27 protein-coding genes, 2 tRNA genes and 1 pseudogene are annotated in these 25,323 nt (G+C 61.6%); 17 read left to right on the top strand and 13 right to left on the bottom strand.

The annotated features are described in order from the left end of the window. Positions 1 to 487: 487 nt before the first annotated feature. The gene (locus AUC69_RS18290; protein ID WP_244500092.1) at positions 488 to 883 is read left to right on the top strand and encodes a C40 family peptidase; all 396 of its coding nucleotides are present in this window, start codon (positions 488 to 490) and stop codon (positions 881 to 883) included. A gap of 37 nt (positions 884 to 920) precedes the next feature. On the opposite strand, the gene fabI is transcribed toward AUC69_RS18290, so the two are convergent. From fabI to AUC69_RS04625, 3 genes are all read right to left on the bottom strand, one after another. Further along, entirely contained in the window at positions 921 to 1,739 is an 819-nt protein-coding gene (gene fabI, locus AUC69_RS04635; RefSeq protein ID WP_069441122.1) for an enoyl-ACP reductase FabI, read from the bottom strand. Positions 1,740 to 1,853: 114 nt separating this feature from the next. Then, positions 1,854 to 2,045 (bottom strand): hypothetical protein, encoded by a 192-nt coding sequence (locus AUC69_RS04630; RefSeq protein WP_069441121.1) that lies wholly within the window; start codon positions 2,043 to 2,045, stop codon positions 1,854 to 1,856. Between the two features lie 10 nt (positions 2,046 to 2,055). Further along, positions 2,056 to 2,361, bottom strand: a complete 306-nt coding sequence (locus tag AUC69_RS04625) for an RT0821/Lpp0805 family surface protein (RefSeq protein ID WP_158008012.1) — start codon at positions 2,359 to 2,361, stop codon at positions 2,056 to 2,058. 270 nt (positions 2,362 to 2,631) lie between these two features. Between AUC69_RS04625 and pdxH the strand changes: the two genes are divergently transcribed. The 4 genes from pdxH to AUC69_RS18280 all read left to right on the top strand — a co-directional run bounded on the left by pdxH (position 2,632) and on the right by AUC69_RS18280 (position 5,023). Then, entirely contained in the window at positions 2,632 to 3,252 is a 621-nt protein-coding gene (pdxH, locus tag AUC69_RS04620; protein WP_069441119.1) for a pyridoxamine 5'-phosphate oxidase, read from the top strand. A gap of 28 nt (positions 3,253 to 3,280) precedes the next feature. After that, positions 3,281 to 4,030, top strand: coding sequence for an SDR family NAD(P)-dependent oxidoreductase (locus tag AUC69_RS04615; RefSeq protein WP_069441118.1), 750 nt, complete (start codon positions 3,281 to 3,283; stop codon positions 4,028 to 4,030). An 85-nt stretch (positions 4,031 to 4,115) separates the two neighbouring features. Further along, a complete protein-coding gene (locus AUC69_RS18285) occupies positions 4,116 to 4,547 on the top strand; it encodes a hypothetical protein (protein WP_069441117.1) in 432 nt (143 codons plus the stop codon). After that, entirely contained in the window at positions 4,502 to 5,023 is a 522-nt protein-coding gene (locus AUC69_RS18280; RefSeq protein ID WP_280136617.1) for a DUF1499 domain-containing protein, read from the top strand. The genes AUC69_RS18285 and AUC69_RS18280 overlap by 46 nt, the downstream gene beginning before the upstream one ends. Here the strand turns inward: AUC69_RS18280 and AUC69_RS04600 are convergent. After that, positions 4,980 to 5,876: an MBL fold metallo-hydrolase gene (locus tag AUC69_RS04600; RefSeq protein ID WP_244500091.1), complete on the bottom strand. Its 897-nt coding sequence runs from the start codon at positions 5,874 to 5,876 to the stop codon at positions 4,980 to 4,982. The genes AUC69_RS18280 and AUC69_RS04600 overlap by 44 nt on opposite strands. Before the next feature lie 240 nt (positions 5,877 to 6,116). After that, positions 6,117 to 6,193, bottom strand: a tRNA-Pro gene (locus tag AUC69_RS04595). Positions 6,194 to 6,490: 297 nt separating this feature from the next. Between AUC69_RS04595 and AUC69_RS04590 the strand changes: the two genes are divergently transcribed. Both AUC69_RS04590 and AUC69_RS04585 read left to right on the top strand, forming a co-directional pair. Next, the gene (locus AUC69_RS04590) at positions 6,491 to 8,191 is read left to right on the top strand and encodes a SulP family inorganic anion transporter (protein ID WP_244500090.1); all 1,701 of its coding nucleotides are present in this window, start codon (positions 6,491 to 6,493) and stop codon (positions 8,189 to 8,191) included. 131 nt (positions 8,192 to 8,322) lie between these two features. After that, positions 8,323 to 8,396: transfer RNA gene (locus tag AUC69_RS04585), tRNA-Gln, on the top strand. Positions 8,397 to 8,626: 230 nt separating this feature from the next. Here the strand turns inward: AUC69_RS04585 and AUC69_RS04580 are convergent. The 3 genes from AUC69_RS04580 to AUC69_RS16040 form a co-directional block, all read right to left on the bottom strand. Beyond that, positions 8,627 to 10,375, bottom strand: a complete 1,749-nt coding sequence (locus tag AUC69_RS04580) for a recombinase family protein (protein ID WP_069441113.1) — start codon at positions 10,373 to 10,375, stop codon at positions 8,627 to 8,629. Beyond that, entirely contained in the window at positions 10,368 to 10,829 is a 462-nt protein-coding gene (locus AUC69_RS04575) for a DUF2924 domain-containing protein (protein WP_069441112.1), read from the bottom strand. Before AUC69_RS04575 ends, AUC69_RS04580 begins: the two co-directional genes overlap by 8 nt. An 83-nt stretch (positions 10,830 to 10,912) precedes the next feature. Further along, complete coding sequence (locus AUC69_RS16040; protein WP_244500089.1) at positions 10,913 to 11,245, bottom strand: DUF3489 domain-containing protein; 333 nt, start codon at positions 11,243 to 11,245, stop codon at positions 10,913 to 10,915. Positions 11,246 to 11,867: 622 nt separating this feature from the next. Between AUC69_RS16040 and AUC69_RS04565 the strand changes: the two genes are divergently transcribed. The 3 genes from AUC69_RS04565 to terL are packed head-to-tail and all read left to right on the top strand — an operon-like array spanning position 11,868 to position 15,216. After that, complete coding sequence (locus AUC69_RS04565) at positions 11,868 to 13,283, top strand: site-specific DNA-methyltransferase (RefSeq protein WP_083239090.1); 1,416 nt, start codon at positions 11,868 to 11,870, stop codon at positions 13,281 to 13,283. Continuing rightward, complete coding sequence (locus tag AUC69_RS16905) at positions 13,280 to 13,780, top strand: DUF5681 domain-containing protein (RefSeq protein WP_141700586.1); 501 nt, start codon at positions 13,280 to 13,282, stop codon at positions 13,778 to 13,780. The genes AUC69_RS04565 and AUC69_RS16905 overlap by 4 nt, the downstream gene beginning before the upstream one ends. Further along, a complete protein-coding gene (gene terL, locus AUC69_RS04555) occupies positions 13,777 to 15,216 on the top strand; it encodes a phage terminase large subunit (protein WP_069441110.1) in 1,440 nt (479 codons plus the stop codon). Before AUC69_RS16905 ends, terL begins: the two co-directional genes overlap by 4 nt. 159 nt (positions 15,217 to 15,375) lie before the next feature. Here terL and AUC69_RS04550 read toward each other — a convergent pair whose 3' ends face one another. Continuing rightward, entirely contained in the window at positions 15,376 to 16,785 is a 1,410-nt protein-coding gene (locus tag AUC69_RS04550; protein WP_244500088.1) for a phytoene desaturase family protein, read from the bottom strand. 23 nt (positions 16,786 to 16,808) lie between these two features. Beyond that, the gene (locus AUC69_RS16035; RefSeq protein WP_083239089.1) at positions 16,809 to 16,949 is read right to left on the bottom strand and encodes an FAD-dependent oxidoreductase; all 141 of its coding nucleotides are present in this window, start codon (positions 16,947 to 16,949) and stop codon (positions 16,809 to 16,811) included. A 169-nt stretch (positions 16,950 to 17,118) separates the two neighbouring features. Between AUC69_RS16035 and AUC69_RS04545 the strand changes: the two genes are divergently transcribed. Continuing rightward, a complete protein-coding gene (locus tag AUC69_RS04545; RefSeq protein WP_204377262.1) occupies positions 17,119 to 17,784 on the top strand; it encodes a phosphoribosylanthranilate isomerase in 666 nt (221 codons plus the stop codon). A 55-nt stretch (positions 17,785 to 17,839) separates the two neighbouring features. Here AUC69_RS04545 and AUC69_RS04540 read toward each other — a convergent pair whose 3' ends face one another. Beyond that, positions 17,840 to 18,472: a tyrosine-type recombinase/integrase gene (locus AUC69_RS04540; protein WP_069441107.1), complete on the bottom strand. Its 633-nt coding sequence runs from the start codon at positions 18,470 to 18,472 to the stop codon at positions 17,840 to 17,842. A 267-nt stretch (positions 18,473 to 18,739) separates the two neighbouring features. Here AUC69_RS04540 and AUC69_RS04535 point away from each other — a divergent pair, with 267 nt between their 5' ends. After that, entirely contained in the window at positions 18,740 to 19,501 is a 762-nt protein-coding gene (locus AUC69_RS04535; RefSeq protein ID WP_069441106.1) for an alpha/beta fold hydrolase, read from the top strand. A gap of 34 nt (positions 19,502 to 19,535) precedes the next feature. Here the strand turns inward: AUC69_RS04535 and AUC69_RS04530 are convergent, their stop codons facing one another. Next, positions 19,536 to 21,224: an alpha/beta hydrolase gene (locus AUC69_RS04530; RefSeq protein WP_069441105.1), complete on the bottom strand. Its 1,689-nt coding sequence runs from the start codon at positions 21,222 to 21,224 to the stop codon at positions 19,536 to 19,538. 50 nt (positions 21,225 to 21,274) lie between these two features. Between AUC69_RS04530 and AUC69_RS16900 the strand changes: the two genes are divergently transcribed. Beyond that, positions 21,275 to 21,544 (top strand): hypothetical protein, encoded by a 270-nt coding sequence (locus AUC69_RS16900; protein WP_141700585.1) that lies wholly within the window; start codon positions 21,275 to 21,277, stop codon positions 21,542 to 21,544. Positions 21,545 to 22,337: 793 nt separating this feature from the next. After that, the gene (locus AUC69_RS04520) at positions 22,338 to 22,781 is read left to right on the top strand and encodes a hypothetical protein (protein ID WP_141700584.1); all 444 of its coding nucleotides are present in this window, start codon (positions 22,338 to 22,340) and stop codon (positions 22,779 to 22,781) included. 55 nt (positions 22,782 to 22,836) lie between these two features. Here AUC69_RS04520 and AUC69_RS17855 read toward each other — a convergent pair whose 3' ends face one another. Beyond that, positions 22,837 to 23,034 (bottom strand): hypothetical protein, encoded by a 198-nt coding sequence (locus tag AUC69_RS17855; RefSeq protein ID WP_069441102.1) that lies wholly within the window; start codon positions 23,032 to 23,034, stop codon positions 22,837 to 22,839. Between the two features lie 255 nt (positions 23,035 to 23,289). Here AUC69_RS17855 and AUC69_RS04510 point away from each other — a divergent pair, with 255 nt between their 5' ends. The 3 genes and pseudogenes from AUC69_RS04510 to AUC69_RS04505 form a co-directional block, all read left to right on the top strand. Then, positions 23,290 to 24,054 carry a TerC family protein gene (locus tag AUC69_RS04510; protein ID WP_069441101.1) on the top strand — a complete coding sequence of 255 codons (765 nt, stop codon included), beginning with the start codon at positions 23,290 to 23,292 and terminating at the stop codon, positions 24,052 to 24,054. 399 nt (positions 24,055 to 24,453) lie between these two features. Beyond that, a complete protein-coding gene (locus AUC69_RS16030) occupies positions 24,454 to 24,726 on the top strand; it encodes an isochorismatase family protein (protein ID WP_083239088.1) in 273 nt (90 codons plus the stop codon). A gap of 12 nt (positions 24,727 to 24,738) precedes the next feature. Then, positions 24,739 to 25,323 (top strand): annotated as a pseudogene (locus AUC69_RS04505) (hypothetical protein); the annotation flags it as partial.

Genomic DNA, 25,323 nt, shown 5'->3' with positions numbered 1-25,323 from the left:
GGGACCCCCGAGGCCGGAACGCGTCTTCCTGGCGGCGGGGTCCGGGCCGGGCGGGAATGTCCGTCCGCGATGAGCCCATCTGTCCGCACGCCGTCCTCGGGCGCCGTCCCCCGTCCCGCGATCAAGACGCCTCTAGAGCGCGCCCCTTCATTGGACGAGGTGATCACATTGTAAGCGAGGTTTGGCAGGCGGGGATAAAGTGGTGCCCTCGGTGCTGCGACATGGCGTCCCTGTGGCGGCGTGCGGTCGCAGGCGCGCCATGGGGCTCGCGCCTTCTGTTCCGGGCATTTTGCCGGTTGAATCCTCTCCGGTCGCCACCGGGCCCTGTTCCCGACGTGTGGCGGCCCCTTGCGGGGCGGGTTTTCGTCTTATTTTTCCGTAGCTTGCGCGCACGCGCCAAGGCGCGGGCCGGCCGAGTCTTCGCCGGTCTTCAACCCCCCTGAAATCAGTAATGGAGTAGCCGATGCCGTACTGCGCGGCGTTTTTCATGATGTTCACTGTTCTGGTTCTGGCGAGTGCGCTCGCCCCGGTCCCGGCGCAAGCCTTCCCGTCTCCCTTTGCGGAGGGGTCCTCGCAGAAGTCGGCAAAAGCCGCCAAGCCCGCCCACTTCAATGTCGGCCCGCGTCCGGCGCGCTGGTGCGGCTGGTGGATGCGCACTCAGAAGGGCGGTGGGCCCGAGCTGAACCTGGCGCGCAACTGGGCCAAGTGGGGACGCCCCGCCGGCGGACCGCGTGTCGGCGCCGTGGTGGTGTGGTCGCATCATGTGGGCATGATCACCGGCCGCACGAAGGACGGGCAGTGGATCGTGAAATCGGGCAATGACGACGGCCGCGTCCGTGAGCAGCCGCGTTCGGTCGCCGGTGCCGTGTTCCGCGTCGGCTAGCGACAAGAAGGGGCGCGGGACTTGGTCTCGCGTCCCGCTATTCCTTCACCACGGAGATGTCCGGCGCGTCCTCGGCCTTCATGCCGACCACGTGGTAGCCCGCATCGATATGCAGGACCTCGCCGGTGACCCCTTGCGACAGGTCCGACAGGAGATAGAGCCCGCCGCCGCCGACATCCTCGATGGTCACCGTGCGCCGCAGTGGCGAGTTGAGCTCGTTCCATTTGAGGATATAGCGGAAGTCGGCGATGCCGCTCGCGGCCAGCGTCTTGATGGGGCCGGCGGAGATGGCGTTGACCCGGATGCCTGCCTTGCCGAGATCCATCGCCATATATTGCACGCTCGTTTCGAGCGCCGCCTTGGCCACGCCCATTACGTTGTAATGGGGCATGACCTTCTCGGCTCCGTAATAGGTCAGCGTCAGCAGCGACCCGCCATTCGGCATCAGCGCCTCGGCCCGCTTGGCGAGCGCGGTGAACGAGTAGCAGGAGATCAGCAGCGTCTGGACGAAGTTTTCTTCCGTCGTGTCCACATAGCGCCCGTCCAGCTGCTCCTTGTCGGAGAAGGCGACCGCATGCACGAGAAAGTCGATCGTGCCCCATTCATTTTTAAGCGCGTCGAACACCGCATCGACGGAAGCCTTGTCGGTCACGTCGCATGGCAAAATGAGCTTCGAGCCGATCTCCTTGGCGAGCGGCTCGACCCGCTTCTTCAGCGCCTCGCCCTGATAGGTGAGCGCCACCTCGCCGCCCTGCTCGGTGATGGCTTTGGTGATACCCCAAGCGATGGAGCGGTTGTTGGCAACGCCAAACACGATCCCGCGCTTGCCTGCCATGAGATTTCCGCGCTCGCCCATTACCCCTCCTTCGAGCCTGAATTCGGGGCTTTATACATGGCTGGGGAGGCGGGCCGGAAGGACTTTCGCCCCGGAAAACCGGGACGGATCGGCGCGGGCGCTAAGACTTAAGTCTCAGGTCTCGAGGCGCGGCATCGGAATCAGCCGCGACAGCGCCGTTTCGCTGCGGGCGTCCTGGGTCAGCGCCCGCGCCCGCAGAACGTGGCTGCGCAGCGGCGTGAAACGCAGGCTTCGCCCCTGGAGGTCGCGGTCCTTGCTCTCCTTGGAGAGAGAAGCCGCAACCCTCGTCGTCTCGGATCCGGACATGGGAACCCCTTTAGCCCGCGATCGCCCAGTGGCCGTTTTCTTCACGGCAGGCGACGCCCTCGATCTTCTTCTCGTAAGTGCCCAGCGCGAGCGAATAGAGCACGTGACGGCAAATGCGCCCCTGATCGTCGCGGAAGGCCGATACCGGCTTGATTCGCCCCGCGAGCTTGCTGGCCGGCCGGCGCCACACCAGCGTCACCCCGTCGCCGAGCTCGGTGAGGGCCATCTGCAACGCCTGAAGCGCGACAGCGCGGTCGCTTTGCTCGAGGCTGGATTTTAGTGCATTGAGGCCTTGCGGCTCATGACCGGTGGTCACCGCCGCGACTTCCTCTGCCCCGCTCTCCTCGGCCATGAGAGGAGATGGGGTGGGCAACAATACTGACAACACTAGAGCACCCACCCCAATGATAGGGGCGTTCCAATGGAACGTACGCATAACAACTCGTCCCCAAACTCTGACGCGGATACTGTATTCCCCCACGCCCACTATCAACTGACCTCATGGTGGCCTATCAGAGTGAGCAAAACGTAAATGCCCGTATCCGGACGGGATTTTTTTTCTTCGAGTTCGAGCGAGACGATTGAGATGGACGGTCAGACACAGAAAACCGCGGATTTCACCGCCGCCGAGGAGCCCTTTGCCCTGTTCCGGCAATGGCTGGGAGAGGCGGAAAAGTCCGAGCCCGCCGATCCGGAGGCCATGGCGGTCGCCACCGCCGACGCCGACGGCCTGCCGAATGTGCGGATGATTCTCTTGAAGGGCGCCGATAGCCGCGGTTTCGTCTTCTATACCAATTGCGGCAGCGCCAAGGGTCTGGAGCTCGCCGCCAATCCGCAAGCGGCGCTCCTGTTCTATTGGAAGAGCCTGGGGCGCCAGATTCGCGTTCGCGGTCCCATCGAGCCTGTCACCGAGGCCGAGGCGGATACCTATTTCGCCACGCGCCACCGCGAAAGCCGGATCGGCGCCTGGGCGTCGAGCCAATCACGGCCGCTCGAGAGCCGCGCCGCGCTGGAAGAGGGCGTCCGGCGCCTGACGGAAAAATTCGCCGGCGGCGATGTGTTGCGGCCCGACTATTGGCACGGCTACCGCGTGAGGCCGCTCGAGATCGAGTTTTGGCAAAGCGGCGCCTACCGCCTGCACGACCGAATCGTCTTCCGCCGCGCCGGCCCCGAAGGCGCATGGACCAAGACGCGCCTCTATCCGTGAGCCGCGTGAGTCCTTAGTCTTCGCCGCCATGACCCTCATGCCCAACGAAGAGCGGAAGACCCTGGTGCTGACCGGCGCCTCGCGCGGCATCGGCCATGCCACGGTGAAGCGCTTCTCGTCGGCCGGCTGGCGGGTGATCTCCTGCTCGCGCCAGCCCTTTCCGGAGGACTGCCCGTGGGAAGCCGGGCCTGAGGATCACATCCAGGTCGATCTCGCCGATCCGGACAGCACCATCGAGGCCGTCGCCGAGATCAAGGACCGTCTGACGGCGCAAGGCTCCAGGCTGAATGCGCTGGTCAACAACGCCGCCATCTCGCCGAAAGGGCAGGGCGGCAGCCGGCTCTCTTCCCTCGACACGCGCATCGAGGACTGGAGCGCCGTGTTCCAGGTCAATTTCTTCGCCGCCATCATGCTCGCCCGCGGCTCGATGAGCCGAGGCGCGTCCGGCGCCGTGGTCAATGTGAGCTCGATCGCCGGCGGGCGCGTCCATCCCTTTGCCGGCTCCGCCTACGCGACCTCGAAAGCAGCACTCGCCGCGCTCACCCGCGAGATGGCCGCCGACTTCGCCCCTCTCGGCATCCGGGTGAACGCCATCTCGCCCGGCGAGATCGACACCGCCATCCTGTCGCCCGGCACCGAGGCGCTTGTCGCCGACATCCCCATGCGCCGCATCGGGCTGCCGGAGGAGGTGGCCAAGGTCATCTATTTCCTCTGCACCGACCAATCGAGCTACATCAACGGCGCGGAGCTCCATATCAATGGCGGCCAGCATGTGTGATCCGGCCGATCACAAACCTGCCACGGCTTACGTTTAGCGATTAGACTGGTGTCGAAGACGGATTGCAGCATGAGGATCGGCTGACGTGACGGCGAGCTACTCCATGGACCGGTATTCGACCGCGCGCTACGAGGTGCGCGAGGCGCGCGAGGCCAAATGGGCGCGGCGCATGGCGCTGTTCTTCCTCCAGCTGCTTGTCCTGACCGTCGTCCTGCACCGCTTCTTCGGGCTCGGCACGCCGGCCGCCATCAATCTGATCGGCGTCTCCATGGTGGGCATGCTGATCGCTCTGCTCATCGCCGTGGGCTCGCTCATTCGCATTTGGTTCGGCGGTCAAACCGGCGCGGCGCAGGATTTCGGCGCCATCGTGCTCAGCCTGATGGGGCTGGCCCTGCCGGTCTATTTTCTGGCGAAGGCCGTGATGCTGCCCGCGCTCACCGACGTGCAGACGACGCCGGCCGATCCGCTCCAATTCACCGTGCTGGCGGGCGAGCGGCCCAAGGATGCAATCCCCTGACCAACCCGGACGCCGAGAAGGCGAAGCTCCAGGCCGAGGCCTATGGCGATATCGGTCCCATGTTCCTCGAGCGCTCGGCGCCGGAAGTGTTCGTCCTGGTCAACGAGGCGGTCGGGCGGCTCGGCTGGACCGTCGTCGTCAACGAGACCCCGGGCGAGAGCGGCATCGGCCGCATCGAGGCGACCGACCGGAGCATGATCATGGGCTTCACCGACGACGTGATCGTCAGGGTGAAGGGCGATGACGCGCACACGCTGATCGATGTCCGCTCGGCCTCGCGCTACGGCATGCACGATTTCGGCGCCAATGCCGATCGCATCCGGGCGCTCTATGCCGAGGTGACGGCGGCGCTCGAGAAGGGCGAGAAGACGGTGCTGGAGCAGGCGGCCCCCAAAGAGGAGGAGGAGCCCATCGCCGCGCCGGCCAAAGAGATCAAGAAGAAGAATCGGAAGCGGGGCGCACGTAAAAGGCGCTAAGCCGGTCGTGAGCGCCTTCGGCCGCCACCATGTCGCGGGCGATCAGATGCTCGAGATGGGCGAGCACCGACAGCGCGGCCGCCTCCTTCAGATCGGCGTCGAGCCCGCCATAGAGCTTGGCCACGATGCGCGGGATCGTGCTGATGCCCTCGTCGAGACAGGCGAGGATGGTCTGCTCCCGCCATTTGCGATGGGTCATGTAGGCGCGCACCACGCGCTGCGGCGTCTGAATCCGTCCGCCATGGCCTGGCAGGAACGTCTTGTCGTGACGCTGCATCAGCCGTTCGAGCGAGGCGATGAAGTCGGCCATGTTGCCTTCCGGCGGCGCGATCACCGTGGTGTTCCAGCCCATCACATGGTCGCCGGTGAACACCGTGCGCTTGCCCACATGGGCGAAGCACAGATGATCCGGCGCATGTCCCGGCATATGCAGCACATCCAGCGCGAAGCCGCGGCCCTTGATGGTGTCGCCATCCTCGACCGGGCGGTCCGGCGTGAAAGCTTGAATTGACGAAGCTGTCGCCCGACGCCCGCGCGCCGCGCCGCGCGGCTTGCCCGTCGGCCCGAAGGCAACGATCTCGCCGCCGAGCATTGCCTGCAACGGCACCGCGCCGTCGCAATGATCGCGGTGGCTGTGGGTGATGAGGATGTGGGTGACGCGCTCGCCGCGGGTCGCCTCGGCGATGGCCGAAAGATGGGCCGCGTCGCCGGGGCCCGGATCGATCACCGCGACCTCGCCGGAGCCGACGATATAGGTGTTGGTGCCGAGAAAGGTGTAAGGGCCCGGATTGTTGGCGACGATGCGCCGGACGTCGGGCGCGACCTCCTCGGCGACGCCGTAGTCGACGTCCACGCTACGATTGAATGCAAGCTCCGCCGACATGGTCTCGAAGTGTTGTTGGTCTTCTGGTGAACCCGCGCGGCATCATAGCGGAGCGGCGGGCGGGCAGCAGCGCTACCGGATTGGCAGCGTTAAAATCCCATGGCTTTTTGCGCAAAATATGTCTGCCGGGACGGGGCAAACGCCGCATTTTGCCGCGTTTTGCGGGGGCTTCGCGCGCGCTCCCCAGCCGAGCACCGCCATGCGAGATGGTGGTCGGAGTGGCAGGATTTGAACCTGCGACCCCCTCGTCCCGAACGAGGTGCGCTACCAGGCTGCGCCACACTCCGCTTGGCTGAAGACGGACGTATATAGACGGCAAGCCGCCAGCCCGCAAGCAAGGTGCTGGCCCGCAAGAAAGCCTGTGAAGAGGCGCGGGGAGAAGCGGGCGGGGCGCCGGAAACCCCGCGCCACTAGGGCGCATTGTGGCAATTTGCCCGAGCCTGTATTTCCCGAGGTCAATCCGCCAGGCTTCGTCTTGTCGCCACCACGGACGCCCGCCGCGGCTCATGCCCGCGCCCCCGGGAGCCCGCGTGCCTGGTCTCTTTGACGTTTCAGATGTGTCCCCACGATCGAGGGAGGCCTCGTTGAGGTCCAAACCACGGCACGGCCCGAGTTTTGCCGAGCTTTACACGCCGAAGCTCTTCACGGTGCTGCGCGAAGGCTACGGTCTGGGCGATTTCCGCGCCGACGCCATCGCCGGTCTGACCGTCGCCATCGTCGCGCTGCCGCTGTCCATGGCCATCGCCATCGCCTCCGGCGTGGGGCCCGAACGGGGGCTGTTCACGGCCATCGTCGGCGGCTTTCTCGTCTCCGCGCTCGGCGGCAGCCGCTTCCAGATCGGCGGCCCGGCCGGCGCCTTCATCGTCATCATCGCGGCAATCGTCGAGCGGCACGGCTATGACGGGCTGGTGCTCGCCACGCTGGTGGCGGGACTGATTCTCATCGCCGCCGGATTCTTCCGGCTCGGCACCTACATCAAATACATTCCCTTTCCGGTGACGGTCGGCTTCACCGCCGGCATCGCCGTCATCATCTTCGCCAGCCAGCTGAAAGAGCTGCTCGGCCTCGACCTCACAAGCGAGCCCGCGGCCTTCGTGCCCAAGCTCGAGGCCCTGTGGGCCGCACGCGCCACGGTCAATGCGCAAGCCTTGGCGATCGGCGCCGTGGCGCTCGCCATCATCGTCGGCTTGCGTCGCTGGCGGCCGACCTGGCCGGGCTTTCTGCTGGCGGTGATTGCCGCCGGCGGCCTCGCCTGGGCTCTCAATCTGGACGTCGCCACCATCTCGTCGCGCTCGGCGCGCTGGCCGCGCAGCCTCCCCGATCCGTCGCTGCCGCCCTTCAGCCTGGCCAAGCTGCAAGCGGTGCTCCCCGACGCGGTGACCATTGCGCTGCTCGGCGCCATCGAGTCGCTATTGTCTGCCGTGGTCGCCGACGGCATGTCCGGCCGCCGGCACCGCTCCAATTGCGAGCTCGTGGCGCAAGGCGTGGCCAATGTCGGCGCGACCGTGTTCGGCGGCATTCCGGTGACCGGCACCATCGCCCGCACCGCCACCAATGTCCGCGCCGGCGCCAAGGGGCCGGTCTCAGGCATCCTGCATGCCGGCTATCTCCTCCTGTTCATGCTGGTGGCGGCGCCCCTTGCCGGCTACATCCCGCTCGCGGCTCTAGGCGCGGTGCTCGCGGTCGTCGCCTGGAACATGGCCGAGCGCGACGACTTCATCGCTCTGCTGCGGGCGTCGGGCGGCGACCGCATCATCCTGCTCGCCACGTTCCTGCTCACCGTGTTCGTCGATCTCACCACCGGCATCGGCGTGGGCGTGGTGCTCGGCGCCTTCATCTTCCTTCACCGCATGGCCGAGAGCGTCGAGGTCGCGGGCGAGGCGCCCCTGATCGCCGAGGACCAGGCCGACGACTATGCGGGCCGCACCGCCTACGACCCGGCGGAGGCGGCCGGCCGGGACGTGGTCGTCTACCGCATCAGCGGCGCGTTTTTCTTTGGCGCGGTCGCCGCCGTCAGCGGGGTCCTCGAGCGAATCGGGGAGCGCCCCCGCGTGCTCGTGCTCGATTTCTCCGAGGTGCCGATGGTCGACAGCACAGCGGCCAAGACGCTGCTGCGATTCGCCGAAAAGCTCGCCAAGGCAGGCGCTATGGTCTACCTCGCCGGCGCCACGCCGGCCGTGCGCCGCGAGCTGTTGCAGGTTGGGCTGAAGAAGCCGCTGGTGCGCTATGCCAAGTCCGTGGAGCAGGCGATTTCCCATGCTACGCCTGGGCCGGATCAGGGATGAGGGCTGGGTGAGGGGCTTCTGGCGGCGCGCGCGGCGTTGCTCCGCGGCCCCGATACTGGTAGGAGGGCAGCCGCTCGCCATATGTATAGTGAGGCAGGCGGCTCTCTCTTTATATTAGATGCTCGCGATATTGGGGCGTAGCCAAGCGGTAAGGCACCGGGTTTTGATCCCGTGATCCCAGGTTCGAATCCTGGCGCCCCAGCCAGTCTAAGTCATTGTTATAGAACGAAAAACCGTATTTCACGGACCCTAGCTTTTTCGGGCCGTTTCCGGCGCATTTGCCCACCCTCGCCACGCCAAGCGAGCGGCAGAGACGTCTTTGCGCGGAACAGGGGCCGCTGCCGACGCGGAAGTCTCTCGGGGGGCATTTGGGGGTCAACATTTTCGTACGAGTGCATCAGACAGCATCGCGCAGCAACGTGCGCAAAACTCGCACTATTGCCGCTGAAACCCGAGCAGCTTCCGCTGTTCGGCCCAGTCGGTGGGGAGTTTCAGGGCCAGTCGCGTCAACCGCTTCGCGCTGAGCTCAGGCGGGTGCTTGCCGTTGATGATGGCCGTGACGATATCGGGTGCCAGCGAAGGAAGACGCAGCAGCCGAGACAGATAGCCGATGGTAAGCCGCTCCTGGTTGGCTATGGCGGGCACGGTCAGATCGGTGTTCTGCATCAACCGCTGCTGAAAGTCGTGCGCGCGAGCAACGATCCGGAGCAAACCTGGATCGGCTACCGCTTGGTCGGCGGCGTTGTGCACGATGAGCTTCATCTCGCGGCCGACGCGCTGGAGTCGTGCTTTGACCTTGAGTTTCAAGATGTCGCCAGTGCCCGCGGGAGCCGGCGCAGACAAAGGCGGCTCTATCGACTGTGCCTGGAGCAGGTTGTGAAGCCGCTGCCGATACACTCTGATCTCGACATGCTCGGTTCTAATGTCGACTCGGTTGACGAGCGTCATGAGGATGGATCGGAGCATGTCGGGGGCGACCGTGGGGAGTTCTTCGGAGATCTGACGGCCGCGCGCGATCAGCCGCTTTTGCTGGGCTCCATTCGGCTCCAAATCGGTGATAACAGTCAGCACCGCTCCTTCATCGGCAAGGAAGGCGCGGAGTCTGTCAATGACCAGAGTCTCCAGATTGCCGGCAGGGATCCGCCGCCCCTGCGAATGGTCCTTGGCAGCCTCCGTGATGAGTGACTTCGAGACGTAGTACCGATAGCGCGTGCCCCGCTTGACGGCGTGCGTGGGTGTCAACCGTTCGCCGCTGTCGTCGAAGGCCAATCCGGCGAGGAGACTCGGATACTTTGCATCGGCGCCTGTCGTCCGATCGACCCGGTTCTTGGCGAGCACAGCCTGAACCTTGTCCCACAGGGCTTGGTCCACGATGGCCTTATGTTCCCCCGGATAGGCGTCGCCTTTGTGGGTTATGTCGCCGCGATAGATGCGGTTCTGCAGCATGAGATAGAGGGCACCGCGGGAGAGCTTGTGACCGCCATAAACAGTTCCGTCTGCGAAGGTGCGGCGTTTGCTCCGGATTCCCGCAGCATCGAGTTCCGCCTTAAGGGCCCGTACCGACCGGAGTTCGGCATACCGTCCATAGATGTGGAGGACGGTCTGCGCCTCTTCCTCGTTGACGGCGAGCTTCCGGTCCCGGACATTGTAGCCGAGCGGCGGCAGGCCACCCATCCACATGCCCTTCTTCTTCGAGGCGGCGATCTTGTCGCGAATCCGTTCGCCGGCCACCTCCCGTTCAAACTGCGCAAAGGAGAGAAGGACGTTGAGGGTCAGCCGCCCCATGCTCGTGGTGGTGTTGAACTGCTGCGTGATGGAGACGAACGAGACGCCGCGCGCCTCGAAAACCTCCACGATTTTGGCGAAGTCGAACAGCGAGCGTGTCAAACGGTCGATTTTATAGACGACAACCACATCGACTCTTCTATCTGCGATGTCGGCGAGAAGCTTTTGAAGGGCAGGGCGGTCCAGCGTCCCGCCGGAATAGCCACCGTCGTCATACAAGGTCGGCAAGACCGACCACCCTTCGTGCTTCTGCGAGAGCACGAAGGCAGCGCAGGCTTCGCGCTGTGCATCGAGCGAGTTGAACGCCTGGTCCAGACCCTCGTCCGAGGATTTGCGGGTGTAGATGGCGCAACGCAGCCGTCTTGAGGGGCTACGCACCGGCTCTTGCGGCTTAGCCATCGTCGGTCCCCTTCTCAGAGTTTGTACCGGCTCGCACGAGACCGAAGAAGCGGGGACCCGACCAATGGGCTCCCGTGATCTTCTTGGCGACTTTTGTGAGGGACGAGTAGCTCGTCCCGGCGTATTCGAAGCCATCCTCCGTCACCGTGACGGTATGCGTGCGGCCATGCCATTCGCGCACGAGCCGAGCACCCGGCTTCAAAGCGAGGCCGGGATCTGGAGCTACTCGGCCCGTGGTCCGGAACATCTTTGCCAGTGTCTTGAGCTTGCGGCGGGTCGTCTTACCGAGCCCACCGTGCTTCAGCTCCTGGCGCCGATAGGCTATCCCGCGCATCAAAAGATCGCGGCTGACCCTTGGTGGATTGCAATGATAAAAGCGCCGCCATTCATGACGGACCTCATCGAGGCTGGTGCATTCCGGGGCAGGCAGTTGCGCTGGTTCCGCATTCCCCATTATGCCCTCTCGCTCTGATATGGCGGAGGAGCGCCCGCGCCGTCTGGGGCGCGGGCGACGGGCTAAGGGCCGCGCCATGGTAGTCACGCCTTCGACGACGCGACTGAGGCGATGTGGTAGCGGCGCATGCCGTCCTTGCCCACTTCGGAGACGAGGGGCAGGTTGAGCTTCTTGCGCACTAGCCCGCTGAAGAACCCGCGCACGGAATGGGTCTGCCAGCCGGTCTTGGCGACAACGTCGTCAATGGTGACGCCTGACTGCCGCCGCAACATCTGGATCACCAGATCCTGTTTGCTCTGCGCGGAACCGGGCCGCCGCGTAGAAGCACTCGACGACGCTTTCTTAGGCTTGCGACTGGGGCGCGCGGTGAGCTGCGTCTCGGTGAGTTTGGGCATGGGCGATTTGGTCTTAGGCATGCGTGCCTCCATCATGGCGCATCGGCCCGATGCCGGTGCTCCCACCGCCCAAGGCCCCGCCGAGAGGCCAGGGGAGGGAGGTAATGGAGGTGAATGCCCGTCGTGGCATTGACAGTATGCACGCTCTCTTCAACAGGGAAGTCCAGTGGAATTGGCGACAAGGCCTAGGATAGGCTCTGCCTGGGGTTTGCCCGGAGCTCGGCTGTAGCCTCCGATATTGATGTCGAGGACTTGGCTGAACGGCTTAGTGAAATCAGCCGAGGACCCGCACAGGAAGACGGAGGGCAGGGGGAGCGGTTGAGGGAAAGTTCAAGGCGCAAACCTGCTTATGGCCAACGCCGGTTATAGGAGCTTGACGTCACGGCTCGACTCAGAATCTTCTTTTGCTCAGATTGATTCGGAGTTTTGGGTTTGGACGGTGTCCTCCCAGCCTTAGGAGAGCGGTGCTTCTCGAGGTCGTCCGAATCTTTCATCAGGCCGGCGGGCGGAGCCCGCCAAGACAGTCGTGAGGCGGTGCCTACGTCTGGACGGCTCTTCGTCGCCGATGGCGACGGAAGTGGAAACCGGGTCCGCGGTGCGACTGGTTACCCGTAGTCAAAGCCTGAGTTTCTCAAAAATTTGATTGTTCAACCGCTCGGCGCGGTCGCGCTTTTTTTGCGCCACCAGCTTGAGCGCAGATGGAGATTCTCATGCCACAGATCCGACTGGTGTCCGTCGACACGCTCAAGCCCAACCCGAAGACGCGCGGACTCACTCGAAGAAGCAGATCCGTCAGATCGCGGACAGCATACTGGCCTACGGCTTCACAAATCCTCTCTTGATTGACGACGCGGGGATGATCATCGCTGGCCACGGTCGTCTTGAGGCCGCCAAGCTGCTCGCTCGTGAGGAGGTGCCCGCGATCACGCTCGACGGACTGAGCGAAACAAGAAAGCGCGCACTGCTTCTGGCCGACAATAAGATTGCCGAGAACGCGGGCTGGAACCGCGAACTGCTTGCCGTGGAGCTACCCGAACTGGCCGAATTCCTCATCGAAGAGGACCTAGACATTTCGATCACCGGCTTCGAGCCCGTCGAAATCGACCAAATCCTTAGTGACTTCGAGGAGAACAGCTCGGACCCGGCGGACGACATGGACAGCGCCTGGCGATCTTCTCAAGTAGTCAGTAGGGAGGGAGACCTTTGGCAACTCGGCAACCATAGGCTCCTCTGTGGCGACGCGCGCAACAGCGGCCATCTCGATCTTCTCATGGGCCGGGAACGTGCGGCGATGGCCTTTCTCGATCCGCCTTACAACGTCCGGATCAAGAGCATCGTCGGTCGTGGACGGATCAAGCATGGCGAGTTCGCCATGGCCTCAGGCGAAATGTCGACCGCCGACTTCACCGCCTTTCTCAAGGAGGGGTTAGGCACCGCCGCCCGCGTCTCCCGCGACGGGGCGGTCCATTTCGTGTGCATGGACTGGCGCCATATCGGCGAACTGATCGCCGCCGGCCACGAGGTCTATGACGAGATGCTGAACCTTGTCATCTGGGTCAAAACCAACGCTGGTCAGGGTGGCTTCTACCGAAGCCAGCACGAACTGATCGGCGTCTTCCGTGTTGGCAAGGCTCGGCACCTCAACAACGTCGAACTCGGCCGGCACGGACGGTCACGCTCGAATGTCTGGCGCTACGCCGGCGTGAACACCTTCCGGGCCGGTCGAATGGACGAGCTTAAGGCTGATCCCACGGCGAAGCCGGTCGCCATGGTGGCCGACGCGATGAAGGACTGCACCCGTCGCGGTGACATCGTTCTCGATACCTTCGCGGGTGCCGGCACCACGATCTTGGCGGCCGAACGGGTAGGGCGCCGCGCCTATACGATCGAACTTGATCCGAACTACGTGGATGTTGCCATTAGGCGGTGGCAGGTATTCACCAAGCGTGATGCGGTTCACGCGGCATCGGGCCAGACCTTCGAGGAGCTCGCAGGCGAGCGTAACGTTGCGCAGCCGGTCGCTAGCAAATCCGAACGTAGACAAGGGAGGCCCGCATGAAACGCAACCCTCCACCGCCATCTCGTCCCGCCGGGGATAAAGACGCGGCCTACGAGATTGGCTACGGCAAGCCGCCGAAGCACACACGGTTCAAGCCTGGGCGTTCCGGCAACCCAAGAGGGCGCCCACGCGGACTGCCCAATCTCAGAACCCTGATCAGATCGACACTGGATGAAAAGGTCACCATTCGAGAAGGAGATCGGACGCGCAAGGTACCCATAATGGTGGCGATCGTCCGAAGGTGCGTCAACAACGCTCTCCAAGGCGATCCCAAGTATTTTGCTGCCTTTCTTCAACTTGTACGCCCCACCGGTCTCTTGGACGAGGAGCCGGAGCCGTCCTCTACACAATCCATAAGTGCCGAAGACGAGGCCATCCTGGCGACGTTCATCGAGCGCCTCCAGGGCATGTCTAACACGCTCGATGGAGAAGGGCCGTCTACTGAAGCGGAAGTTGTCGGAACCGTGCCCGAAGCCGAGCCGGAGGAGAAGGCATGACCACGATGCACATCGGCTCACGCTGTGACGTTCTCGATGCGGTTCTACGCTCAGACCTGTATTCCTTTGTACAAAAGACCTTTCCGATTGTGGCGGGTGGCACTGCGTTCCAGCCTAACTGGCACATTGAGGCGATCGCATATGCGCTCACCCGGGTTCTTAATGGCGAGATCAAGCGTCTGATCATCACCGTGCCTCCGCGGGGTCTTAAGTCGATCTGCGCCTCGGTTGCGCTCCCGGCGTTCGCGCTGGGGCACAATCCCACGAAGCGTATCATCTGTGTGAGCTACTCCGAGGTGCTGGCGCGCAAGCATGCCAACGACTTTCGGGCCGTGATGCGATCCCCGTTTTACTTGCGCCTGTTCAGGGGGGCGCGGATTAGTGCGGCCAAGGACACAGAGCTGGAAGTCATGACCACGGCACGGGGCTTTCGGTACGCCACGTCAGTCGGCGGCACGCTAACTGGACGGGGTGGGAATCTGATTATCATCGACGACCCAATTAAACCCCAGGATGCTCATTCAGACTCGGCTCGAGAAAGCCTGAAACAGTGGTATGCCAACACGCTCTTGCCACGCCTGGACAGCAAGGCAGATGACGCAATCGTCGTCGTGATGCAACGTCTGCATGTCGATGACCTGGTCGGACATTTGTTGGAGCAGGGTGGATGGACGGTGCTGAACCTGCCCGCCATCGCCGAAACGGAAGAAGTCGTGCAGGTCGGGCCTAGTTGTTTCCATCACCGTAGGCCCGGCGATGTGTTGCATCCAGAGCGGGAGCCGCAATCAGCCTTGAACGAACTCAGGCGCTCCATGGGTTCCATGGATTTCTCCGCGCAGTACCAACAGCAACCGGTCCCGGCCAGCGGAAACATGATCAATTGGTCTTGGTTCATGTCCTATGACGAACCTCCGACCTGGGAGGCCGGTGACAAACTGATTGTCAGCTGGGATACCGCGATGAGCGCAGGCGAACTTGCCGACTATTCGGCCTGCGTCATCGTGCAGGTTCGAGGGGAAACCGCGTATATCTTGGACGTTGTCCGTGAACGGCTCGACTATCCGGATCTCCGACGCAAGATCCTCGAACTCCATGGTCGCTGGCGCCATGTCGCCGGCAGCTACGCCCTGCTCATCGAGGACAAGGGTTCCGGCATGAGCCTGATCCAAGATCTCAGGGGAGAGGGCATTCACGCCATCGGGGTAAAACCAACCACGGACAAGGTTATGCGCATGTACCCTCACACAGCCCGGATCGAAGCGGGTTGTGTGCATCTTCCCTGTAGAGCCCCCTGGTTAGATGAGTTTCGCCGGGAACTCATGGCGTTCCCGGCCTCAAAGTATGACGACCAGGTCGATGCTTTGTCTCAGGCTCTGGATCGAGCCTTCACCTATTATGGGGAAATTCGCTGTGGAGCAGTGATGGGCTTGTACTAGGACTCTGGCCGTGTCCGCGGTTCAACGTCCCGGTTTCAGCCCAGTGGTTCGACAATGCCAGCGGAGGCACCTGCAGGCATGAGGCCGACCCCGAGGAATGTCGGCATTTAGGGGGTAAGCGGACATTCCTGTTGCTTGCTCCGATGTCCGCTTCTGACCCTAAGCAGACAAGTCTCTCAGCATGACCTGCGCGGCGTTGCGGCCTGGCGCCATGGTGATGCCCGGGCCTGGATGACTGCCCGAACCACATAAGTAGACGTTCGGGATCGGCGCACGATACTGCGCGAGCTCCGGCAGTGGCCGCATGGAGCCGGTCTGATAGGGCAGCATCGCGCCATGGGTTACCGTGCCATGCACGGCGCTCACCATCAGCCGCTCGATGTCGACAGGCGAATGCACGACGCGCTTGAGAATCTTGCTCTTCAAATCCGGTGCATATGTTTTCGTGAGATAGTCGATAAGATAGTCGGCGTAAGGCTCCTTCACATCACTCCAATTGCGGCCATCAATCTTGCCTGTTGCGTCACCGCAAACCGCGTAGGGCACGTTGTGCACGAGGAGCTTCATGACGGCCTTGCCCGCTGGCGCTCTGCTCGGATCGATCGTCGAGTCATTCATCATCACAACGAAAGGATGAGCGGGCAATTGTCCGCTCCGGCATTCCGTGTAGATGCGCGACAAGTACTCCAGCGACGGCGGCGTTGCGTGAACATAGCCACCGGCCTCCGCAGTAGCGATAGCCTCGTATGTTACAGGGGCGTCAAGCGCCAGATAGATGACCATATATGCATCGCCCCATTCGTAACGCCGCATCTTGGCGACAAGATTGCGGCCGACGTGCTCCTCGCCCAGAAAGTCGACGATGAGTTGGCGCGGGTCGACACTTGAGGCAATGACGCCCCGGGGCGTGAGATGGATGTCATCACCACTGGTCAGCCGCACCCCGGTTGCCCGGCCGTTCTCGACTTGGATCTTGGCGACGCGGGCGTCGGTGCGAATCTCGCCACCTTGAGATCGGAGATAGCCCGCGAGCGCCAGCGGTAAATGATGCATTCCACCCTTCACCGCTCGGTTGCCTAGATCCTGAAGGAGCGATGCGAACAGCCAAGCCATATGGCCACCGCCGACGTCGTCCGGCGAAAGACCGACATGACAGGCCCACGCTCCGATAAATAAGCGCGTCTCCTCACGCTCGAAGTGTTCCTCGCTCCAAGAGCGAACGCTCTGCAGTCCGGCGCGATACTCATCCATCCCGCCGGGGCGGAGCACCAAATTGTCGACTTCGTCCGCGAGCGGGGTAGGCGGAGAGTTCATCCAGCGTGCGATGTCGTCCTTCGCTTCAACGAAATCGCCTGCAAGTCGGCGCCACGTTTCCGCGTCGGATTTCGAGTACTGGCCGATGCTGGTAACGGTATCCTCCAGATCACGGTGCATCGAAATGTGTCCGCCGCCGGGAAACACGTGAGAGTAATTGACTTTGGGGCGAATCAGCTCGAGGCCAAAGTCCGCCAATCCCAACTCGGCCGGGACGGGGGACAGGTTGGCGAATTGAAAGCCAAATGCGTGCACGTCCGATCGGAAGCCGGGTAGCGTTAGCTCCTCGGTCTCGCCATGCCGCCGACCGTATGATATTGATCGAGGACAAGTGCCCGCAGCCCAGCGCGCGCGAGATAGCAGGCGCAGGTCAATCCGTTGTGGCCGGCACCAACGACAATTGCATCGTACTCCTGCATCCCCGCTCCTATGTGAACCCCGATGGGCGAACTTTACTTGTCGGATTTATCCCCGGATGGTCTCCGTTGTCCCCATATTGTCACGTTTCCTCAAAAGTGCCTTAGCGCTATTGGCGTCTATGTTGAGAGACTATGGATAATGGCCTCAGGGTCCATTCATGTTGCTGGTGTGATCGATATCGCCGAGGCGAGGCTATTGATCGAGTGCGGTGTCAGATATCTGGGATTTCCCCTTGTCCTCGACTGTCACAAGGAGGATCTGACAACGGATGCCGCAGCGGCGATCGTCTCTGAACTCGGAAGCCAGGCGACGTTCTTTTTAATTACCTATTTGAACAGAGCGGGAGCCATACTCGAGCTTTGTCGAACCTTATCGGTCAATATGGTTCAGCTCCACGGCGAGACGGACCTCGAACAAATTCAACTTTTGAAGCAAGAGGATCCACAACTAAAGATCGTCAAGAGCCTTATTGTTCGCGGCAGCAACATGGGCACTTTGATCGACGAGGTTCGGTGCTATGAAGCGAGCGTAGACTCGTTCATCACCGACACATTTGATCCTGTGACGGGGGCCTCTGGCGCGACCGGAAGAGTTCACGATTGGGAGATCAGCCGGAGGCTAGTGGCGTCATCAGCCAGACCTCTCATCCTTGCCGGCGGCCTGAACGCCGGGAACGTACGCCAGGCCATCCGTACAGTGCGGCCGGCAGGGGTTGACGTGCACACGGGGATCGAGGGCCGCGACGGGCGCAAGCGCTACGATTTGACAAGGCGTTTCGTCAAAGAGGCACAGATTGGGTTTTCGGAGATCGAGTTGGAACCAGATGTCTGTTAGTGGCACTTAGCGGACGTAGGTCTTGAGGCAGAGCATGTCTGCTCTGCCTCACTTTTCAGACGTCGATCTGCTCGGCTACGGCGAGCGCGTCGTCAACCTCGATTCCGAGATAACGAACTTTGCTCTCGATCTTTGTGTGGCCCAGCAGAAGCTGAACGGCTCGAAGATTTCCCGTCTTCTTGTAGATCAGCGTTGCCTTGGTCCTGCGGAGGGAATGCGTGCCATAGAAGCATGCATCAAGGCCGATCATTGTGAGCCACCCCGCCAACAGTCTTGCGTATTGCCGCGTAGTCAGATGGCCTGCCGGGCCGCGTCCAGGGAAGAGATATGGACTAAGAGCGTCACTCCGTTGCGCGAGATGGTCGTCAATCGCCTGGCGGGTTTGCTCCGTGATCTCAAAGCGAACGGGCCTTCTTGTTTTTCTCTGGCGAACGGAGGCTCGATCGACGGCATAACCATTGGGTGCTACGTCAGCGATCCTCAGGGCAACGACGTCACATCCACGTAGTTTGCTATCGATGGCCAGGTTAAACAGCGCGAGGTCCCTGAAACGTTTCAATAGTTGGAGCCGGGTTCTCACCGCCCAGACATGTTTAGGGCGAAGAGGCGGCTTGGCTCCGGTGAGCTTGCCCTTGTTCCAAGGTGTAAAGACTGGGCTGTCAGGTTCACTGTGAACATGCGTGTCCATTTGGGCTCCACCTTCTCTGTTGGGAGGAGCACCCTTGCGCGAGCTTGCTCTAGAGGCTTGTCCTACGTCCGCTTTCCGACCAAAGCGGACCATGCAAGGCGAGATTGCTGAATTCCTATGTCGCTGAATGACCCAAAGCGGACATTTGCTGCGCTGGAATGACGACATATCGGTGGTAGGAACGCAGACCAAACACAGCGATCCGATCGCATCAAAATGTGGCCGACGCGCTCAGGCGCGTCGCGCCCAAGACCCGGAGGCCAGGTCATGCGCACGATACTCTTGCTTTGCTTTGTACTCCTGACCCCAGGTGTTGCGTGGACACAAGGCCTGTCGGACCGCATCCCGCCGGTCGAGAATGAGTGTGTGGTCCTGGTCCACGGTCTCAACCGCGGGGATGGGTCGCTTTTTCTGATGGAGCGGCTGCTTTCCGCGGCGGGCTATCAGGTCGTGAATCTCGACTATCCCTCACGCAGCGCGACCATCGACAAACTCGTCGGCTACCTGGCCGATGCGGTCGCTGCTTGCGACGACCGGACCGTGAACTTCATCACCCATTCTCTCGGCGGAATCCTTGTACGCGGCTGGATCGGCATGAACGATAGGGGCAACCTCGGGCGTGTCGTCATGTTGGCGCCTCCAAATCAAGGCTCCGAACTGGTCGACGCGATGGCCGATCTCGCCCTTTACCGCTTCATCACTGGCCCCGCCGGCCAGCAACTCGGCACCGACGAGGAGGGCGGCCCGGCGCGGTTCGGCCCAGTCGATTTCGACCTCGGCGTGATCGCCGGAGACCGATCGCTGAACCCGGTGTTCTCCGCCATGATCCCCGGCGAGGACGACGGGGCTGTTTCGGTCAAAAGCACAAAGGTCGAAGGGATGGCTGATCACGTCGTCCTTCCGGTCACCCACACCTTGATGATGAACAATCCGCTGGTTATCGCGCAGGCGATGATCTTCCTGCAAACTGGGCATTTCGATCACGCGTTGACCTATCGCGAATTGGCGCGCCGCTTGACCCCAAAGTGATCAGAGATTTTCGCGGCAGAGATGAGTCGGGCCGTTACCAGGATCCACTGTGCATGGCCGCTTCGGTATCGAGTTCCATGGCGAGCTGCTCTGCGTCTTCGTCGTTCCAGTCGTGGGGGGCAGTAACTGCCGTCCATGCCTCGATATAGTCCGCCACCGCGTAGTTGTGTCCGTGTCCCGGCGGCACGGCCGCGGCAAGCATCATGTCGATCCCCACTTGCAACGCGGTGACGATCGGGAACCATTGCAGCAGGGGAGAGACATCCTCACCGCGGGGAGGGATCATCCATTGGGGCTGCCGGTAGAACATGCTCTCTTCGAAGAAGACGATCGCATCGCTGGGATGGACGATATAGACGATCCGCACCTGCCCCCAATCGTCGCGGGATTCGGTGGCGCTGTCGCCGTTACCGATTACGCGAAAGTTTGAACCATCCTCGAAGACCGGCCGCCAAGGTGGCGATTTTTCGTCCCGGTCGCGCTGGATCGCGCGCCAGATGCGGTTGCGAAAGGGCGGTCCTGCCCAGACGGCACCGTCGAACGAGGCCCCGAGCCAGGCGTGTATCGGGGGTGAGTCCTCCGATCCGAGCGAGCCGAGACTGAGGCCGAAAAGATAGAGCTTCGGCCGCTTGTCCTCCGGCAGGCTCTTCCAGTAGCGATAAATAACCCTGAATACGGCGGCAGCGGATTTTTGCGAGCGGCCGGGTTCAAGGATCAATGACAACGGGCTCTGCAGATAGGAATACTGAACGGCAACGGTCGCGACGTCGCCACCCTGCATAACTTCCAGCGGCGCGATGCCGTTGTTGTCGACCCAGCCGGTGCCCGTTGGCGTGGCGATCACCAAGATCGAGCGCGAGAATGCGCCCATGCGGATCAGATCGTCGAGTGCCGCTTCCGCCTGCTCCTCGGGTGAGTCAGCCGTGCGTAGTCCTGCGTAGACCCGGATCGGCTCAAGCGCCGGGCGGCCGGTGAACGCCTCAATCTCAGCCCCTCTCGGTCCCTCCGTCACGAAACGCTTGCCGGCGCGGCCAAGATCTTGCCACGCGATTTGAGAGCCGGGACCACCCGATCGCGTCTCTTCGGCCGGCACGGATGCGCCAGGCGGATTGGTGACATCCGTCAGCGCCTGGGCGCGGTCGATCGCGCTGATCGTGGCGCTGACCAACGTGCCGTTCACTAAGGTCACCAACAGCACAGCGAAGACCACAGCCCCGAGCAGCGCGGCGATCCTTCTTGGCACCCAGCGGTAGACAATTGCCGATGCTGCGCGGAACCCGACAATCAATAGACGTCCGATCAGCATCAACAGAACCGCAACGACCCCCGCGATCAGGATCACCAGCAGCAGGTTGGCGGGCTCTGCCGGCGGCATGCTCATGCGGGCGCGGACTTCGTCCTGCCAGGTGGCAGCTTGCGGAATGTAGACGGCGGCGGCAATCGCGCAGGCCAGTGCAAGCACGATATTTGCCGCTTGCCACCAGGGCCGTGGCACTTCCGGCAGTTCAAGATAACGCCACAGCACCAAGCCGCCATGGCCGATGGCGTAACCGATGAAGAAGGCCAAGCCGCCGACGAGACCCTGAAAAATCGGAGGGCGCGGCACTAATGAAGGCGTGAAAGTCAGGACGAAAAAAGTAAAGCCTAGAAAGAGCCCGGTGAAAGAGGGGAGCCACCAGGGGGGTAGTCTGGATTTGTCCCCAGGGCCTTTGCGCTCGATCATGAGTGAAGTCTTCCGAAGTTGGACTTTTAGGTCGAAGAAAAGTTGAGCAGTTGCAGGAGGCACTCGAAGACCCTGAAATCCGGGATGAGGCCATTCAAATCCTGCGTAGCCTCCTCGAAAGCATCGTCGTCGCGCCCGTCGAGGGCGGTTTCGAAGTGGAGATCGTCGGCGAGATTGCCCAGATGATCAAGATCGGCTTGGGAAAAGGCAAAAAGAATGAGCCCGTCCTCAATGAGAGGATGGCCCGTTCGGTAAAGGTGGTTGCGGGGGCTGGATTTGCTCAAGAACGTACCAAGTGGACGCTGAGGCGATCGGCCTAGGTTGGTTGCGGGGGCTCGAAGCCCCTATACCGAACAAGGGTTCATCATGGGCAGAATGCCGGAAACAGGCCGTAATCTGCGGCCTGGAGCGGCGCTGATGTGCTGATGACCTATGTCGGAGCCGTGAGCATGTCTGCTTCTGGACCTTAGCGGACATCGATTTCGGCGCTCAGGATGTCGGCTCTAGGGGTAAAGCGGACATCCCAGATCTGGCCGCCGACGTCAGCTAATGACCCAACGATCTGGCGCCATTGTCGGCATTCCGATCTTGGCTGGACTACACCATCAATACGTCCGGATCTGATTTTCGGAAAGGACAGGGCGGAAAGCGACGTGACATTGGGAGCCTCCCTCTTTGGCTCCCCCGCAAGACGACGATATCACCCTAAGGCTTCGTTAACCAAGGGAGGCGGAGTGTATCCAGAGCAATGCAAGCAGCTTTGGAGACCGTTCGAATGGTAAGCGCAACAGAGACGAGAGATGATGAGGAGCCCTACTATTCGGGCTGGCTAGACCTGCCGTTATCGACACGTGAGCCCATGACCACCAAGGATGCCAACGAGGCTCGTAAAGCTCTACGAGAGCTCGACACCCGCACCACCGTACAGCGAATGCAGGGTGAACCACCTCTTTGGCGCAGCGCCTTGGCCCAAAAGGGCCTTGTCGATTGACGCTTGCTGACGCGACGGACGTGACCGACCGCCAGTCGCGCTGATTCTTGGAGTTGCTTGCCTGCTCGCGGCTGATCGTTACCGCTAGGACCGTCTAGTAATTTGCTCATCTAAGGATGGCCATGGTTCAATCAAACGCTACGCAGGCCAACGAGCCGGTGGTCGACCGCGCTTTAATCGAGCGCGAGCGCAATCGTTTCGCCAGCCGGGCCTTATCGCTCCTCGTTCTTCTGAACGGTGCAGGCGCATTCATCCTACTCGCGGTCGTGGTGCAGGCATCTGCAGCGACCGTGGACGGAAAGATTGCTGCAGCTATGTTGTTCTTCAGCGTTGGGTCAATCTTCGCTTTGCTAAGCGCGTTTTTGGCCTACATCAATCGAACCATCAAGCTGGAGCAACCGGGGCGGAGAGAAAAGCTCAGGGCAGCATTGCGTGGGTTGGCCATCGCTTCGGTCATCGGCAGTGGAGCAGCTTTCCTGACAGCGATGAACATGGTGGCCATGGCCCAGGTGGAGAAACCAAACTCGAATTCAAAGGATCGGAGAGAGGACAACGGGCTTTCTTAAGCCTGGTCGCGGCAGGTATCTCGGACAACAAGGCAAGCAAACACGGCTGCCGGTGTCAGCTCAGCTTGGTCACCGGGGAAACGGGGCGTGGACCTGCCCCCTGGAGTTTTTCCAAAAGCTGTGAGGCGACGTATTCCGAAAGCTGGAACGTGAAGTGCTCGTCGCCACAGACGAAGTTTACCGTCATGTCCTTGTTCGGCCCCCTGGGGGTGGGCGTCACCTGAACCGTGTCAACGTTGCGTGGCGTAGTCATGATGTCCCCTTTCTAGAGACAGCCTCGGCCAGACCTTCTTCGACGTCAACCGCGACAAAAGAAAGCTCCGATGAAGGCCCATAGACCCCGGCAATAGCGCGGTAGGAGCTTCCCCGCTGGATGGGGTAGCTCAGAAAGGCAAGACCGTAAGTTGGCAGCGCGTAGACGCGCGTTAGCCAACTTGGTACTTACCGCCGGCTGAAGCTGGCAGCTGACGGCAATCCCGCGCAAGCCGCCGAAGAGAAGAGACGTCTAATGTTCGATCTTGTCGCGATTTTCTCGGACCCCGCCAATCTAGTTGCGCTTGCAACGCTTATCGTAATGGAGATCGTGCTTGGGATTGACAATCTCATCTTCATTTCGATCCTGACGAATAAGCTCCCGGAACATCAGCGCCCTAAAGCTCGGTTGGTGGGCATAGGTGCAGCACTGGTACTTAGATTGGTCTTCTTGAGCCTGGTGTTCGTAATCGTCCAGCTAACAGAGCCGGTCTTTACCGCTTTCGGGCTTGGGCTTTCGTGGCGCGACATCATTCTAATTGCAGGCGGGCTCTTCCTCGTGTGGAAGGCGACCAGGGAGATCCATCACAACGTCGATCCTGACCCCGGGCCCGACATGTTCTCCAGTAGGGCGAGTATGAGCTTCGCCGCAGCAATTGGACAGATCCTCCTCCTGGACGCCGTGTTCTCGATCGACAGCATCATCACTGCCGTGGGCATGACCGATCATATCGCCATCATGGTCATCGCCGTTGTGGTAACGGTGGCAGTGATGCTGCTCGCTGCTGGACCGCTTGCGAATTTCATAAACGCGAACCCCAGCGTGGTCATGCTGGCCCTGGGATTTCTTTTGATGATCGGAATGACTCTCATCGCCGAAGGCTTCGGTGCGAAGGTGCCCAAGGGCTACGTCTATGCGGCGATGCTGTTCTCAGCCTTCATCGAAGCGCTGAATTTGTTATCGAAGAGGGCAAAGCGCCGCAAGACTGAGGAGAAGGCACGCGTGCCGGTGAAGCGGTGAGTGAGGCCGACGTTCATCCCCGGACAACAGCAGTTCGGCTGTGCTTTCGCAGCCCAGATATCTGTCATAAAGCGCCTTCTCTATTCCCGCGTCTTGCAGATTCCGACCCCGCGCTGGTCTACCGCTTTCGGGAATAAGAGCCCATATCCGTGATCCGCGGTGCAGGGTGCGCTCTTGACCCTATGCGGCCTCTCGCTCAAACGAAACGCGGTCGTGAAGGGCCGCGTGGAATCCTATCGTCTGTTCCTGCCACTGGCGCTTGGCAATCCGAGCACGTTGCCTGCACAGCACTCGTACTGCTCGGTCTGTGAAGGCGGCATTGAGATCAGGGCGAGATGCTTTTCGTGGTCGCGACCCTTGGTAGCCTCGCAGAGTCGGCGCTAGTAAGTGGAGGTAGGTATGAGCAAAGTCGCCTTTGAAAGAGATCGAAAGTTTTATCAAGAGCATGGATTAGGAGGCCGAATAGGGTTCGGCAAGAAGCCGGCCGTTATCGTGATCGACCTGCAACTAGGATTTACCGATCCTACTTGCCCTCTGAGTGGCGACCTGGATCGCGTGGTCGAATCCTGCAAAAAATTGATTTCTTGCGCGCACCAAAAGCAAATTCCGGTTTTCTTCACCTGTGTGTACCGAAAACCTCATCCGGTTTGTCTAGTTGAAGGAATCGCCTAACGTCAGGGCACCATGTTGGAACTGCTCTGCTTCGTTCTGGCGCTCTTCGCCGCGCCATTCAAGTCGAGGCGTCGGCTTGAAGCCGAGAATGCGGTTCTCAGGCATCAGCTGATCATTTTGCGGCGTAAGGTGCTAGCCCAGGTGCGGCTCACCAATGGCGACCGCTGGTTTCTTGTCCAGCTGTACCGGTTATTTCCGTCTGTTCTGCAGGCTCTTACAGTTATCCGCCCCGAGACGCTGGTGCGTTGGCATCGGGCTGGCTTTCGCTGCTATTGGCGTTGGAAGTCCGGTTCGCGGGGAGGGCGGCCGAAGATCGAGTCGGACCTCCGTGCGTTGATCAAGAAGATGAGCATTGAGAACCCGCTCTGGGGCGCGCCGCGCATCCACGGTGAACTGCTCAAGCTTGGGTTTGAAGTCGCTCAGTCCTCCGTCGCTAAGTACATGGTCAAGCGACGCAGACCGCCAAGCCAGGGATGGCGCACCTTTCTGCAAAATCACGCACCTGACATTGCTGCCATGGACTTGGTCGTCGTCCCAACGATCAGCTTCAATCTTCTTTATGCGCTCGTCATCGTTCGCATAGACCGCAGAGAGCTG

It is taken from the genome of Methyloceanibacter superfactus (assembly GCF_001723305.1).
GTDB lineage: Bacteria > Pseudomonadota > Alphaproteobacteria > Rhizobiales > Methyloligellaceae > Methyloceanibacter > Methyloceanibacter superfactus.
Note: the sequence above shows the minus strand (reverse complement) of the source record. Positions and strands in the feature narration are given on the sequence as shown.